The organism is Synechococcus sp. H55.8, from assembly GCF_047462375.1.
In the GTDB taxonomy this organism is placed as follows: Bacteria; Cyanobacteriota; Cyanobacteriia; order Thermostichales; family Thermostichaceae; genus Thermostichus.
Map to the genome: position 1 here is coordinate 18,041 of NZ_JANSJC010000028.1, position 14,973 is coordinate 33,013.

Below are 14,973 nucleotides of genomic sequence, written 5' to 3' on the forward strand. Positions count from 1 at the left end.
CCGGCTACCGCGAAGAGGAACGAATGGCCTCTTGGGCCTGTTGCCGACGGGCCGAGATCTGAGCCTGGAGGGCCTGGATGGCGGCAGCATACTGGGGGTCGGCCGAGGTGGCCACCAACTCCCGGTTCTGGCCCAGCCGCTTCAGATCTTCTTCAGACAACTCCACCAAAATATCGGGGGTGATGCCCTTGTGATCGATGTCGGTGCCGTTGGGGGTGCGATAACGGGCGATGGTCACCGCCAGGCCCGACCCATCCGACAGGGGATGCACCGACTGCACCAGGCCCTTGCCGAAGGTTTGCGTGCCGATGATCACGGCGCGACGGTTATCTTGCAAAGCCCCCGACAGGATCTCGCTGGCGCTGGCGGATCCCCCATCCACCAAAACGGCCAAAGGCTTGTCGGTGAGGGCGGTGTTGTTGGCCGTGAGGCGATCCTGCTCCCCTTGCCGGTTCACCGTCGAGACAATGCTGCCTCGGTCGATCCACATGCGGGCGATCTCGGCGCTGGAGTAGAGCAGCCCCCCTGGGTTGGCCCGCAGATCGAGAACGTAGGCGGCCACCCCTCGTTTCTCCAGCTCGCGAATGGCTTGGCGCATCTTCTCGGCAGCGTTGCCGGAAAACTGGGTGATGCGGATGTAGCCGATGGGCAGGCCGCTTTCCTCGTGAACCTCGTAGCGCACGGTGGCCAGCTCGATTCTCTCCCGCACCAGGTCGAACACCTTCAGCCCTTCTCCCTCGCGGCGGATGGTCAGCCGCACCCGCGTACCCGGCTCGCCCCGAATGAGGTTGACCGCGGCGTTGGTGTCCATGCCTTCGGTGGACTTGTCGTCGATGCGCACGATCACGTCTTTGGATTTGATCCCGGCCCGGTCGGCGGGGGACCCTTCGATGGGGGAGATCACCACCAGCTCGTTCGTCTCTTGATCCATGCCCAGCGTGATCCCCACCCCGGTCAGCTCGCCGGATGTATCAATTTGCATGCTGGCGAACTGATCGGGATCCAAAAAGCGGGTGTAGGGATCGTTCAGTTTCTTCAGGGCTTCGCGAATGGCCGCATAGGCATCTTCTCGGGTGGCATATTCTCGGCTGAGCAGATCCCGCCGCACCGCCTCCCAATCGACGGAGTTAAAGGAAGGATCGACGTACTCGCGATTGACGATCTGCCAAACTTCGTCCACCACTTCTTTGGGATCCCGGCGAAACCCTGCCCAACCCGGACTGGATAGCTGCACGCCAACCAGCGACACGGCTGTGACTACCGCAGCCGTTGCACTCACCACAAACCCACGCTTTCTCATTGGCTCTCCTGGAAGACAAGGTGCTAAAAGTCGAGGTTGACGAGGTGGATCGCTAACCGTCCGGGAACGGAAGTGCAAGCAAAAGCTTTCTCTCGTCCGCCCTCATCCCAGAAGCATCGGAGATGAAGGAGGAGTACCCCGCCGCAGCCGGTGGGATCCAAAGTTTGGTAGGCTGCAAATGGCACAGCCCGAATGTGCCTAACCTAGCATAGGGATCCCCACAAGGGCGCTCCTGGGATCCCATTCATCACACATCCCAACCCAATTGCCGCTCTTTGTTCTGGATGGGCGCTTGTGCCGCCTTCTTGACCCTATGTCCCTCTCCACCGACTGCCCTAACTCGCTTGCGGCCGCTTTCGATCGGCCTTTGCTGTCCCAAGTGCAGTTGGCCCGCGCTGCCGCCCAGCGCACAGCCACCTTGCCCACTGCTATTAAAAATGCTGCTCTGGAGGCCATGGCCACCGCCCTGCTGGAACACCAAGAGGCCATCTTGACGGCCAACCAGGCGGATTTGGAGCAGGCAGCAGAGAGGGTCGAGGCCGGGGAGTTGTCGGCAGCCGCCTATGCCCGCCTGAAGCTGGATCCCCACAAGTTGGCGGACATGGTGGCCGGAGTGCGGCAGGTGATCCGGCTAGGGGATCCGGTGGGCCGAGCTTTGCTGATCCGAGAGCTGGACGAGGGGCTGGTACTGGAGCGGCGCACCTATCCTTTGGGAGTGCTGGGGGTGATCTTCGAGTCGCGGCCCGATGCTCTGGTGCAAATTGCCGCCCTGGCGGTGAAAACGGGCAATAGCGTCTTGCTCAAAGGGGGATCCGAAGCCCTGCTCTCCTGTCAGGCGTTGATGGCGGCCATCCAAGCGGGGCTGCAGCAGATCCCGGACTTTCCCCAGGGATCTTTGCAGCTGCTCACCAGCCGTGAGGAGATCAAAGCCCTGCTGCAACTGGAGGGGCTGGTGGATCTAATTATCCCCCGCGGCTCCAGCAGCTTTGTCCGCTACATCATGGAAAATACCCGCATCCCGGTGCTGGGCCACGCCGATGGCCTGTGTCACCTGTACGTGGATCGGGCTGCCGATGTGGAGATGGCGGTGAGGCTGACGCTGGACAGCAAAACCCAGTACCCCGCCGCCTGCAACGCCATCGAGACCCTGCTGGTGCACGCGGACATTGCCCCCCAGTTTTTGCCCCCGGCGGTCCAGGCGCTGCGCGAGCAAGGGGTGGAGTTGCGCGGGGATCCCCGCTGCCGCGAGCTGGTGCCGGATCTGATCCCGGCCACTGAGGCCGACTGGAGCACCGAGTACGCCGATTTGATCCTCTCGATCAAGATGGTCGGCTCCCTTGACGAGGCCATTGCCCACATCCAGCAGTACGGATCCCGCCATACCGAGGCCATCGTGACCGAAGATGCCGCCGCCGCCCGTCGATTTCTGGATGAAGTGGATGCGGCAGGAGTCTTTCACAATGCTTCCACCCGCTTTGCCGACGGCTTCCGCTACGGCTTTGGGGCAGAAGTGGGGATCAGCACCCAAAAACTGCCGCCGCGCGGCCCGGTGGGTTTGGAGGGCTTGGTGACCTACCGCTACCAACTGCGAGGGCAAGGACATCTTGTAGCCGACTATACAGGCCCGCAGGCCCGGCCTTTTCAACATCGAGATCGTCTGAACAACACCGGTTTGGCCTAGGGGACACGGCCTGCCCCGGAAAGGTTATGAGGCAAGCGTTCATAAAAACCGTTCTCCTCGTCTTGGCGGCTCCAGGTTGGGGTAGATTAAAGAATAGCTCTGTGATTTGCAAAGGTTGTGCTTCGTGTCGCGCTGTGGTGTGACAATTAACGATTGGGTTCTGGACTCCAACTGTGCCGACTTGAGCGCCTTTGACCCAGCACCTTGCTTTTTGGTCGCCTTTTGTTATTTCGATTAGGAGCTTCACTGAATCATGTCTGTGCGTCTGTATGTCGGAAATCTGCCGGAAGAGGTGGATCGTCAGGCGTTGGAGAAGCTCTTTCGCTCTGCCGGCGAGGTGATTTCCACCAAGGTGATTCGGGATCGCAAGACCGGCAAGTGTCGCGGCTTCGGATTTGTAACGGTGAACACCGAGGAGCAGGCGCAGCAGTACATCGAAAAGTTCAATGGCCACAGCTTTGGGGATGTTAACTTGCGCATTGAGATCGCCCAGCCGCGCGACCGAGGGGAAGAGGCCCCATCCAAAGCGGCAGCTCCTGAGCCCTCAGCCAAAGAGTCTGGCAAGGAGTCTAAAGATTCCAGAGCATCCAGAGATTCTGAGGCCAAAGGCTCTAAAGATCCATCAGCAGGAAACTCTGCTCCCAGCAAAAAGCAACGCCAGCGCGGCAACAAAGGCGGGCGCGCCACTGTCGCTGCCGCCAGCGAGGCAGCCTCTGAGCCGGATCCCCGCTGGGCCAGCCAGTTGCAGCGGATCAAGGAGCAGCTTCTGCAGGCCACCAATTCCTGATCCCCCCGAAGGAGTGATAGACACCGTTGGGATCCGACGGTAGGCTGTGTGGAGTTCTGGGCATGTCTGAGAGGGGGGTTAGGATGAATAGGCTGGTGAGGGTTTTTCGCGCTTGGGCTCAGGCCGGACTTTTGCTTGGGCTAATGGTTCTGCTGGAAGTGGGAAGTGGAGCTGCGGTTTTCCTGCCGGCGGCGGCGGCCCCGGCAGATTTGGAAGAGCAGGTGCTCCAGATCATTCGCAAGAACCCCCAGGTGATCCTAGAGGCTGTCCAGGAATACCAGCAGCGACAGTACCAAGAGCAACAGCAACAGCAGCAGCAGTTGGCGGAAGAATTTGGCCGTCAGTTGCGGGAGAACCCGCGTGCCGTCATCGGAGACTCTCCCCAACTGGGATCCGAGGCTTTGCGGTTGGTGTTGGTGGAGTTTTCCGATTTTCAATGTCCCTTCTGCGCCCGCGCCCACGATACCCTCAAACAGTTCATGGCCGAGCACGGGAACGAGGTGACCTTGGTGTACAAGCACCTGCCCTTGACCAGCATCCACCCGGAGGCGATGGCGGCGGCTCGCGCGGCTTGGGCTGCCCAGCGCCAGGGTAAGTTCTGGGAATTTCACGACGAGCTGTTCGCCAACCAATCCCAGCTTGGAGATGCGTTTTATGTGGCCACTGCCGAGAAGTTGGGCCTGAACGTGGAGAAGTTCAACCGGGATCGGCGCAGCCGGGCGGCAGAGCGAGCCATTCAGCGGGATATGGATCTGGCCTCTCAACTGGGCATTGGCGGCACGCCCTATTTCATCTTGAACGGCATTGCCTTCTCGGGGGCGCAGCCGCTGGAGGTGTTTGAGCAGACGCTGCAACAGGCCAAACAAGCTCTTTAGCCCGTTCAGGGTCTTAGGTCCTGATGTCGAGTCCCTATCGTTGCCCGGAGTGTGGGGATGAGTTCCTGTTTCGACCGGATCCCTGCCCCACCTGTGCCAGCCGACAACGCCAGAAGCAGCGGGCCGCTCGCGCCAAGGAAAAGCGGGGCAGCTACGACCTGACGGGCCAAGTTGCTGCTGCCGAGTTCTGGCAACTGTTGCGCTGGTACCCCTGTTGCCCCTGCTGTGGCAGGCCATGGTCACAGGTGGGATCCGCTCCTGTCCAGGATCACATCATCCCCCTCAGCCGCGGGGGGCCCAACACGGCTGCCAACTTGCAGCCCCTCTGCCCGGCCTGCAACGGCTGGAAGGCAGACTTTCTCATCTATTTCGACAGGGCTGTGCCGGGTCAGGTGCGACCCTTGCCCCAGCACCTTTGGCCCAGCTTTCGGCGTTGGCTCCGCCTCACCGGGGCCAATCGGGGGGTGGAGGATGTCCACAGCATCTTGTCCAGCCCCTGCGAAAGGCAACTGGACTGGTTGGATCCCAGCTTAGATCTTGGCGGCGGGGATCGCCCCCACGTGGTGCAACAGTTGGCCTATCCCCTGGCCAGCCCGGCCCAATTGCAGGCGGAAACCCTGCGCCTCACCCTAGTGGCGATCTCACTTGCAGAAGGATCCCTGGCGATTCCAACAAGCGGTGCAAAGGGCAGCGAGGCCCAATGGGGCTATTCTCAACAGCAGCGAGACGGTTCCTGACCTCCCCTCTCCCTCAGGGAGAGGAGCTGAAGCTGGCTGCTGCTACTCCACGGGCAGGATGCGGGCGTCAAACCCCGCCTCGGCCAGGGCGCGCCGCGCCTGTTCGGCATTGGCCCGCTGCCGGTAAGTGCCCACCTGAATCACAGAGCCGCGCACAAAAGCGTCAGGGGCAAACTGCTGCAGCTTGGGCAGCGCCTCTGCGCCGGCGGATACCACCACCCAAAATCCGCCTGTGCCTTCTTCGCGCAGGGATGCGGGAGAGGGGGTGGGATCCTGAACCAGAAGCGGTCGAGAGCGGCGCAGATCGGCGGGGAAGATCCCGGCTTCGTAGCCTCGGTCGGCCAGGTACCGCACCTGTTCGGCGGCAGCAGCCGGATCGGCAAACCCGCCCGTGCGCACCACCCGCAGGTCGTCGTAGATCAAAGGCAGGGATCCCTCTAGCAGTTGTTTGAGTGCAGGCCATTTCTCACCGCTGGGATCCGCCACCAACACCCAGTAGCGCTCCCCCTGAGGTGGATTGGAGTCAGGATCCCCTACAGCTTCCTCCCCTGCCAGCGACACCGCCACTGCCGGCAAGCCCTGGGCGGTCAGCCAGCGGGCCTGATCCTGCGCCAGCGACAGGCGGGAGAAGGTGCCCGTCTGCAAAGCCGCCTGGCCGCGGTACTGCACCACAGCAGCTCCTGGAAAAAAGCGGCGCACCCGCTCTTCCAGCCGGGGATCCCTGCTGGGGTTGGGCACATAGGTGGCAAAGGGCCGCTGGGGATCGGAGGGGGGAGCCGTTGGCGCCGGCGGGGCAGGGTTTTCAGAGCTGGGGGAGGGGCGGTCGGGCGCTGTTTGGGCGGGAAAAGCGGGCGGAAGGGGCGGATCCGTATCTTGACGGCTCACCACCCGCACCGGCAAGCCCAACCGTTCCAATTCAGCCTGGCGGCGTTGGGCGTGGTTGCGGTTGATGAACGTCCCCGCTAAAATGAACACCTGCCCGTCCCCTTGCACCAAATAGGCATCCGGCACCTGGCCGCGCACCTGGGCTAGAGCGGCTGCCTCGTTGGCCAGCACATGTACCTGGTAGCGGGTCAAGGCCAAAGCAGCAGGCAGGGCGAGGACAAAAGCCGCCAGGGATCCGGCCAAGAGGGCCGCTGTCATCCCCAGCCGTGGAGCAGGGAGCCCCTGCCACCCTGGAGCAGCCCTTTGGTTTATAAGCCATCTGCGGCACTGAAACAGCCCGGCGTTCACGGGATAAGCACAGACTTAGCGCATTTTTGGGTGCATCTCTAGTATAGACAGGTCGGCAGAACTCCACCCCTGGCGGGAATGGTTTGCGGCCCAGGGGTTTTCAGAAGCGGCGGCGCCGGCGGCGCCGAGCAGTCAGGGTGCGGGATCCCCCCAGGGCAAAGCGGATGATCTCCGTCTTGTACTGCTGCGAGCCCTCTGTGTAGTGGGCAAGCTGAATAGCGGATCCCTGGCCGGAGGGAAGAGCTGGCAAGGGCTGATCCGGGGTTTCGGCTTCGAGGGCGATGAAAAATCTTAGACGCAGCAGCACCTCCAGTTTAGACAGGCGCTCGGTCTGTTCGGGCACGAGGCGGCCGAGAGAGATTTGGAGGCGCGGCCTGCGGCGCCGGGATCCAGGGCGGCTCCAAAGCTGCCGGGCCAACGTCCACAGAGAGGCTTGCTCAGGAGACTTGACCAATAGCTTCCAGCCTGTCAGCGGGTTGAGGCCATAGGTAAGCAGCAGAGAATACATCGGCGGCAGGAAAGAGCAGAGGAGCGTTTTGAGTTAATGTCAAAAGGATAGCCCATAGGCCAACTGTAGCACTGCTACCTGCTACCTGAAGACCGATTGCAATGGCCGGGATCCCTGCCCAACGCTGGCTGTTTCATTCTGCAGACACACTGGCTGCCCAGAACTTGGCCGAGGCAGTGGGGGTCTCCTCTGTGTTGGCTCAGATCTTGCTCAATCGCGGCCTCTCTAGCCCTGCTGCTGTGCAGCGGTATTTGCAGCCGGATCCCGCCCACCTGCCCCCGCCCAGCCAGGATTTTGCCGATTTGCCGCTGGCGGTGGAACTGCTGGATGGGGCGATTTGCCGACAAGAGCCCATTGCCATCTGCGGCGACTACGATGCCGACGGCATGACCAGCACGGCTCTGCTGCTGCGGGCGTTGCGGGGCACGCCAGTGGTTTACCGCATTCCCAGCCGCATGACCGAGGGCTATGGCCTCAACAGCCGCATGGTGCAAGAGCTGCACCGCGAGGGGGTGCGCCTCATCCTCACGGTGGACAACGGCATCTCTGCCCACGAGCCCATCCAACTGGCCAAAGCCCTAGGTTTGACGGTGATCGTGACGGATCACCACGATTTGCCGCCCCAGTTGCCCCCTGCCGACGCCATCCTCAATCCCAAACAGCTCCCGCTCTCTTCTCCCTATCGAGGGATGGCCGGGGTGGGGGTGGCCTACCTCCTGGCCCAGGCGCTGGCGGAGCGGCGCGGTGACGGCCATTTGGAGCGGGTGGCGCTGGAACTGTTTACCGTGGGCACCATTGCCGATTTGGCGCCGCTGACAGGGATCAACCGCCTTTGGGTGCGGCAGGGGCTGAACCTCTTGCCCACTTCCCAGGTGGCCGGGATCCGCGCCCTGTTGCAGGTGATGGGGGTGCAGGGATCCCCAGAGGAGCTGCGGCCTGAGTGGATTGGGTTTGGCCTGGGGCCGCGCATCAACGCCGTTGGGCGGATTGGCCAGGCGAGAATGGGGATCCAGTTGCTGACCACCGACGACCCGCAGCAGGCGGAGAAACTGGCCCGCCGCTGCGAACGCCTCAACCAGGTGCGGCAGCAGATGTGCAGCCGCATCGAGGCCGAGGCCCTGGAGCAAATTGCCCGGCAAGGTCGGGATCTGCGGCAGGAACGGGTGTTGACGATTTTGGGATCCCCGCAGCAGAAATGGCACAAAGGGGTGATCGGCATCGTGGCCTCGCGCTTGGCAGAGCGTTTGGGCTGTCCGGTGTTCATCGGCAGCCAGTCGCGGCAAGGGGAGGTCAGCGGCTCGGCGCGGCAGGGGATCCCGGAGTTCGACGTGTTTCAGGCGTTGGAGTTTTGCCAAGATCTGTTCAGCAAACACGGCGGCCACCCGGCGGCAGGGGGATTTAGCCTGAGGGCGGAAAACTGGCCTCTTTTTGAAGAGCGGCTGCGGCAGTTTGCCCAACAGCAGTTGCAGCCGGAGCAGATCCAGCCGCTGGTACAGATCGACGTGGAGGTGGCACTGGCGGATCTCACCCTTGACCTCTATCGAGAGCTTCAGCATCTGCAGCCCTGTGGCATCGGCAACCCTGAGCCGGTCTTCTGCAGCCGCAACCTGCAGGTGCTGCAACAGCAGCGCTTTGGCGCAAGGGCCGTTAGTGGGGATACCCCCAGCCACCTGAAGCTGCTGGTTCAGGATCCCGACACTTCTGCCTTTGGCAACCGAGCAGAACCCTCACTAGCCTCAACCGCCAAAGCCCGCAGCCGTCCCCTGTGGGCCATTCGCTGGCGAGGGGCTGAGAATTATCCCCTGCCCGACCGAGTTGACCTCGCCTACACTCTGAAGGCCAAAACGTGGCAGGGAGAAACCCAACTGGAGCTGGAAATTGTCGGGATCCGACCTGCCCAAGAGGCTGCTGCCCGCACCCCCCCCTTTCCTCTGGACGCTGCTCCTTCCATGTCCCACTCCCAGAGCGAGACCGAGTCCTCACCCCTGTTGATCTGGCGACCCACCCCCCAGCCCACCCAGCCTTTGCGTTGGCAAGCTGTAGACCGGTTTTCTGTCCTCTTGCCCCGGGCGCGGGGAACCATCCTGTTCTACGGCTTCCGCCGCCCTTCGCTTGTCCTGTCTTCTGGGCGGCACTTGACTCTCCACTACGACCGCCCCCAAACCGGCCACCGCTACGATCAACTCTGGTTGTGGAGTTGGCCTCCTTCTGTGGATCACCTCAAGTGGCTGCTCTGGGGTACTCCCAGCAGTGAGCTGCTGATCGCCGTCCATCGGCAAGCGGTGCCCCTACCCTCCGCCACCGGCTTGCAACGCCAGCTCCGCCAATACCTGCAAACCCACAGCCAGGTGGATCTGCTGCGCTTGGCCCAGCAATGGTGGCTGTCTCCGGCGGTATTGGTGGCAGGCTTGCGCTCCCTGGGGTATGCCTGTTCGGATTTTGGCCCCACAGGATCCCTGGACGAAGAACTGGAGGCCCAGCAAGCTTGGTACCGCAGCTCCTGGCAGCAAGTGGCCGCCCGGCTGCTGCAGATTCCTTTTGCGCCAGCGGTGTAGGGCAGCATGGGAATTAAGCTACTGCTGGGCTCCGACTACCACGGCAGCGACCGGCTGATCCGGCAGGCCCTGGCCCATCTGCCACAGGTGGATGCTTACATCAACTGCGGCGATTTCTGTTCCAAGGCCGGCAAGCCCTCCCGTAAAGCCACCCAGGGCTTTCATCCGGCAGCGCAAGCCGAGGTAGCCCAGTTGCAATCTTTTCTGGCGGCGGTGGAGAGTTTGGGCAAGCCCTGGCTCTTCCTGCCCGGCAACCACGATCCGGCGGCTGCGGTTTTGGATTCGCTGGCTGGCAGTTGGGGGCGGGCCATCACCCAGTCCTGCTGCTTTGAGTGGCTGGGGTTACAGGTTTTGGCTGTGCCCTGGACTCCCCCCTGTGGTTGGAGCTGGTCTCTCACCTCCGGCCATTTGCAGGAGCTGCTCCACCTCTACCGTCAACCCCCCCGGCCCATTGACCTGCTGCTGACCCATGCTCCGCCGCAAGGTCTTTTGGATGAAGGCGGAAAATGGTATCACCATTGCACGCCCACTTTGCGCCCCTTATTGGAACAGGTGCAGCCGCGCTACTACATCTGCGGACACATGCATTGGGATGGGGGCAAGGTAGAGCGGTGGGGATCCACCCTGGTGATCAACGCGGCTCTGCACAACATGGTTCTCGAGATTGATTAGGTAGGGATCCCTTGGATTTGCGCTAGGATCCCTTTCATGCCCCGTTCTTTGATCTTGGCCAGCAGCAGCCCTGGCAAATGGCGCGAGTTCAACGCCTTTTTCCAAGCCCATGCCCCCGCTTGGGAGCTGCTCCGTCTGCCTGCAGCAATTGAGGTGGAAGAGACCGGTACCACCTTTGCCGAGAATGCCCTTCTCAAAGCCAAGGCCGTGGCCAAAGCTCTGAGAGAGTGGGCCATTGCCGACGATTCCGGCCTGGCGGTGGCAGCCCTTGGCGGCGCCCCCGGGATCCACTCGGCTCGCTATGCTAACAGCGATGCCGCCCGCATCCAGCGGCTGCTGCAGGAGATGGAAGGGATCCCAAATCGCCGAGCCACCTTTCACTGCGCCATCGCCCTGGTGGATCCCCAGGGCCAGGTGCAGGCGTTGGTGGAAGGCCTTTGCCACGGGGAAATCTTGACCCAGCCGCGGGGAAAGGGGGGGTTCGGCTACGACCCGCTGTTTTGGGTGCCGGAGGTGGAGCTAACCTTTGCCGAGATGAGCCCGGCGCAAAAAGAAGCCATCGGCCACCGCGGCCAGGCCCTACGCGCCCTCAAGGAGCAGTTGCTCGCCTTGGAGGGCAGTCTGGGCTAGCCTAGACTCACCAAAGGCTTGGGAGCTGCTAGGATACACTAGTCCAATTCTTGAGGGTTTGGGACAGGGAAAACCCTCTTGCGTTGGCAGCCGAAAGGGAGTACTTGAGGCAACATGAGCTTCTCCGAGTTTGAGGATCGCGATCCCACCGCCGCGACAGAGCAGGCTGCTGGCCGTGGTTCTCCAGATTCTACTTCCAGTCCAAACTCCAGCGGAGCAGCGGGCGGCCGTCGTTCTCCGCCCCCTTTGCCGGAAGAGGGCTCAACTGTTGCGGGCGCAGAAGATTGGCTGGATGAGGAGAATGGGCGGGATAGCCACAGGGCTTCGCGACCTTCTGGCCGCAGCCGAGACAACGAAAAGGGTGAGCAGAGAAGAGCGGGTGAGCGTTCTGGACAGGCCCTAGTTCCCCGCCGTTCTGTCTCCGGCAGCCGGAACGGATCCGCCCGCTCTTCTGCCTATGCCGGCTCCTACCGGTCTGCAACTTACGGCTACACCGCCGGCTACGGCGGCAGTGGAGGATATGGAGGTGGAGGACGCAGCAGCAGCTCCTCAGGGGGAGTCTCCTCCTCGGATCTGACAATCCTGCTGGTGGTGGCCTTGCTGGCTTTCTTCGGCGGGTTTGCCATCCGCAACATCTTTGCCGAGTCGGGCGGCTTCGACGATGAGCGTCCCATCCGCGCGGCCAACGTGCCGGCGGCCTTCCGGGATTTTTGCTTTGCCTACAATGGCACGGCTTCCTTTACCGTGGTGCAACTGACCAGCGTTTCCGCCCTCACCATGGCTTCGGTGCCCATTTACAAGATGGACACCTGCACCATCCCCGTCAGCCAAACCGCCAACGCCCTGCAGGCCTTGGGCATCCGCGGGCGGGCAGACACCTTAGGCCCACAATTGGGGGGATCCAACCTCACCCTCATCCAGCTCCCTCTCGCCAGCGGCTTGGCCCGCGCCATCTACAACCAGTTTCCCAGCTTAGCCACCCAGGGTAACGAGGCCCAGGTTTTGTCCCAACTGGAAACCACCATCAACAACACCCTGCGCTCCAACATCGAAGGGCTGGCCTTGCAAGGCCTGGAGCCCACCAACATCCCCGATGTGTACGTGATGGTGCCGGGGCACTCCTTCAATTTGCAGCCTCAACTCAACCTGCGCTAGCCATGCCCCTCAAACAATCCTTTGACACACTCTCCTGGGCGAGGACGTGTTCATCACCTTAGAAGGTGGAGAAGGAGCGGGCAAAACCACTCAGCAGTCCCTTTTGGCCGAGCAGCTTCAACAAGAGGGCTATGCTTGCCTGTGTACCCGCGAGCCAGGGGGCACAGCACTGGGAAAGGTGCTGCGGGAGCTGCTGTTGCACGGGGATCCCATGACGCCGCTGGCCGAGCTGCTCCTGTACGCGGCGGATCGGGCTGAACACGTGAGCAAGGTCATCGCGCCGGCCCTGGCGGCGGGACAAGTGGTGATCTGTGATCGCTACACCGATTCCACCCTGGCCTACCAGGGCTACGGTCGGGGGCTGGATTTGGGGCAGATCCGCCAGCTCAACCACTTGGCCACCGGCGGGCTGCAGCCGCATCTCACCCTGTGGCTGGATCTTGCTCCCGAAGTGGGGCTAGCGCGCTCCCATCTTGGCGACAAACTGGAACAGGAGCACCTGGAGTTCCACCGCCGCGTCTACCAAGGGTTCCAAGCCCTGGCCGCTGCAGAACCGCAGCGGACTGTCCGCATCGATGCCGAGGGATCCCCTGCCGAGGTAGCGGCACGGATTTGGTCGGTGGTGAAGCCCCGCCTACCCCGGCGCGACAACAGTGCAAGTTAGTATCTCTCCCCTCTCGCCCCCTTAAGGTTAAGATTAGGTTAAAAAGCAAAGCCGCTCTACCTCTTCCTAGGTTAGGTTGGCTGGGCGGCTCCGCGGGCGAGAGTTTTGTCTTTTCGATTGCTTCGCTGGGCTTTTGGAAAGGGAGACCTGTCTATAGATGCGATGTTGCTGGGTACCGAGCAAAAGGGTGAACAGAACCAGATCATGCTTTCCCCTTTGTCCTCGTCCTCTCTGGCGCTCCAAGCCCACCAACTGTTGAGCCAGCAATGGCAGCGACTGCAAAAACACGTGCGGCGAGTTCTGGCCCAGCATCCAGAGGCAGTAGAATCCTTGCATCAAATCCGGGTGATCCTGCGCCGTATTGGCACCTGGGTGGAGGTGTTTCAGGGATCTGTCCGGCTGCCCAAACCTCTTAAGCCCAAACGCCTGCAAAAGTTGGCCAGGGCTTTGGGCAAACAGCGGGATCTGGACGTGCTGCTGGAAATCCTGCAGGAGCCGTGCTGGGAAGGGATCCCGGCGGCCCAGCAAGCGGAGCTGGAGAAGCTAAGGCAAGATCTGCGGCAACGTCGAGCCCAAGCTGAGAAGCGCTCCCGTCGCATCCTCGAAGATTCCGACTTTCTGGAGTTTCAAGCCGCCTGCGAGCAGTGGCTGGCTCACCCGCGCTACAAGCCTCAGGCAGAGCTGCCTTTGCTGGAAAGCTTGCCCCATTTGCTGACCCCTCTGCTGGCCGAGTGGCTGCTGCAACCGGGTTGGCGGATCCCTGCTTTTCCCAGGACGGAGGCTCAAGCTGAGCAACTGCACGAGCTGCGCAAGGCTACCAAACGGCTGCGCTATCAGGTGGAGTTTTTTGCGCCCTTTTACGGGGAAGCCATGCAAGATTGGATAGCGACCCTGAAGCGCTTGCAAGACCAACTGGGCCGCTTTAACGACTTGCAAGTTTTGCAAGCCGAGCTGCCCGCAGACTCAGAACTGCAAACCCTTCTCCAAGAGCAACAAAAGCTAGCCCTCCAGGAGTGGCCCGGCTACCAACAGCGCTATCTGTCTACTGCTGAGCAGCGGCAGCTTTATTGCAATTGGTTTGTTTCCAATTTCTAGGGATCCCCCCGAAGGGGGAACCTTTGCGGGAGCTCTTCCCGCAGCTGGGCCAGCTCTGTGTTTCCAATTTCTAGGGATCCCCCCGAAGGGGGAACTTTGCATGGATTCTGGATTTAGAGGCAACGTGCTCAGGCATGTTTCCAATTTCTAGGGATCCCCCCGAAGGGGGAACTACGAATACTTCGCCGAAAGCACCGACGGAAGGCGGGAGGAATAGTTTCCAATTTCTAGGGATCCCCCCGAAGGGGGAACCCTAGGGAAAATTCTCGATTGCACGAAGGAACTCATTGTTTCCAATTTCTAGGGATCCCCCCGAAGGGGGAACACCTCATATGGACGAAATGAACATGGCTATCCTGGATGCCGTTTCCAATTTCTAGGGATCCCCCCGAAGGGGGAACTTTCCCTTTTTGCGCATACACCACAGCCCACGCAACGAGCGTTTCCAATTTCTAGGGATCCCCCCGAAGGGGGAACCATCCAAACGGGATTCTAGGCCGTGGGTACAAGTCAGCGTTTCCAATTTCTAGGGATCCCCCCGAAGGGGGAACAGCCCAGAAGTCTGGAACCTTAACGTCAGCCTATTGGATGGGTTTCCAATTTCTAGGGATCCCCCCGAAGGGGGAACAATGCCGTTCTCTGATAGGGCAGCTCCAGAGCGTTTCGAGGAGTTTCCAATTTCTAGGGATCCCCCCGAAGGGGGAACTCAGGTAGCGGGCACACGCCCCAGGGGTGGAGACGGAGTGTTTCCAATTTCTAGGGATCCCCCCGAAGGGGGAACGGCAGACTGCCACTTCAGCTTGAAGGCACAGGCAATCGCGTTTCCAATTTCTAGGGATCCCCCCGAAGGGGGAACTGCTTAATGACTTCCTCTGCTTGGCCGGCGACTTCCTGTTTCCAATTTCTAGGGATCCCCCCGAAGGGGGAACATCAAAAGCAGAGGGAGGGATTAGCAGCGATTACATCTTGTTTCCAATTTCTAGGGATCCCCCCGAAGGGGGAACCTACCCCTATTAAACCCAAGCGGGGCAAGGAATGCAAGACCCATTTGCGAGGGGGTCGGTCGAAGACGGCAAAAAAG

Annotated in this window: 12 protein-coding genes, 1 pseudogene and 1 CRISPR repeat array; of the genes and pseudogenes, 10 read left to right on the top strand and 3 right to left on the bottom strand. The window is 61.5% G+C overall.

Translation table 11 applies throughout. The features are described 5' to 3' along the window. Positions 1-4 precede the first annotated feature (4 nt). Positions 5-1,300 carry a carboxyl-terminal processing protease CtpC gene (gene ctpC / locus NW862_RS11090; protein WP_414334774.1) on the bottom strand — a complete coding sequence of 432 codons (1,296 nt, stop codon included), beginning with the start codon at positions 1,298-1,300 and terminating at the stop codon, positions 5-7. Positions 1,301-1,613: 313 nt separating this feature from the next. On the opposite strand from ctpC, the gene NW862_RS11095 reads away from it, so the two are divergent. From NW862_RS11095 to NW862_RS11110, 4 genes are all read left to right on the top strand, one after another. Then, positions 1,614-2,981 (top strand): glutamate-5-semialdehyde dehydrogenase, encoded by a 1,368-nt coding sequence (locus NW862_RS11095; protein ID WP_414334773.1) that lies wholly within the window; start codon positions 1,614-1,616, stop codon positions 2,979-2,981. A gap of 253 nt (positions 2,982-3,234) precedes the next feature. Beyond that, a complete protein-coding gene (locus NW862_RS11100; protein WP_414334772.1) occupies positions 3,235-3,768 on the top strand; it encodes an RNA recognition motif domain-containing protein in 534 nt (177 codons plus the stop codon). A 143-nt stretch (positions 3,769-3,911) separates the two neighbouring features. After that, a complete protein-coding gene (locus tag NW862_RS11105; RefSeq protein WP_414334771.1) occupies positions 3,912-4,643 on the top strand; it encodes a DsbA family protein in 732 nt (243 codons plus the stop codon). Positions 4,644-4,666: 23 nt separating this feature from the next. Then, a complete protein-coding gene (locus NW862_RS11110; RefSeq protein WP_414334770.1) occupies positions 4,667-5,380 on the top strand; it encodes an HNH endonuclease in 714 nt (237 codons plus the stop codon). Between the two features lie 42 nt (positions 5,381-5,422). On the opposite strand, the gene NW862_RS11115 is transcribed toward NW862_RS11110, so the two are convergent. Continuing rightward, positions 5,423-6,523 carry an SPOR domain-containing protein gene (locus NW862_RS11115; RefSeq protein WP_414334769.1) on the bottom strand — a complete coding sequence of 367 codons (1,101 nt, stop codon included), beginning with the start codon at positions 6,521-6,523 and terminating at the stop codon, positions 5,423-5,425. A 190-nt stretch (positions 6,524-6,713) separates the two neighbouring features. After that, positions 6,714-7,121, bottom strand: a complete 408-nt coding sequence (locus NW862_RS11120) for a hypothetical protein (protein WP_414334768.1) — start codon at positions 7,119-7,121, stop codon at positions 6,714-6,716. 101 nt (positions 7,122-7,222) lie between these two features. On the opposite strand from NW862_RS11120, the gene recJ reads away from it, so the two are divergent. The 6 genes and pseudogenes from recJ to NW862_RS11150 form a co-directional block, all read left to right on the top strand. Next, positions 7,223-9,676 (top strand): single-stranded-DNA-specific exonuclease RecJ, encoded by a 2,454-nt coding sequence (gene recJ, locus NW862_RS11125; RefSeq protein ID WP_414334767.1) that lies wholly within the window; start codon positions 7,223-7,225, stop codon positions 9,674-9,676. Positions 9,677-9,682: 6 nt separating this feature from the next. After that, positions 9,683-10,348, top strand: coding sequence for a metallophosphoesterase family protein (locus NW862_RS11130; protein ID WP_414334766.1), 666 nt, complete (start codon positions 9,683-9,685; stop codon positions 10,346-10,348). Positions 10,349-10,384: 36 nt separating this feature from the next. Next, on the top strand, positions 10,385-10,978 hold the full coding sequence (rdgB, locus tag NW862_RS11135; protein ID WP_414334765.1) for an RdgB/HAM1 family non-canonical purine NTP pyrophosphatase: 594 nt from the start codon (positions 10,385-10,387) through the stop codon (positions 10,976-10,978). Positions 10,979-11,092: 114 nt separating this feature from the next. Then, positions 11,093-12,133, top strand: coding sequence for a hypothetical protein (locus NW862_RS11140; protein ID WP_414368339.1), 1,041 nt, complete (start codon positions 11,093-11,095; stop codon positions 12,131-12,133). A 46-nt stretch (positions 12,134-12,179) separates the two neighbouring features. Further along, positions 12,180-12,797, top strand: coding sequence for a dTMP kinase (tmk, locus tag NW862_RS11145; protein WP_414334763.1), 618 nt, complete (start codon positions 12,180-12,182; stop codon positions 12,795-12,797). 204 nt (positions 12,798-13,001) lie between these two features. Beyond that, positions 13,002-13,739, top strand: a pseudogene (locus NW862_RS11150) (CHAD domain-containing protein); the annotation flags it as partial. 138 nt (positions 13,740-13,877) lie between these two features. Continuing rightward, a CRISPR array of direct repeats spans positions 13,878-14,896; the repeat unit is 36 nt; unit sequence GTTTCCAATTTCTAGGGATCCCCCCGAAGGGGGAAC. The last annotated feature ends 77 nt before the right edge of the window (positions 14,897-14,973 follow it).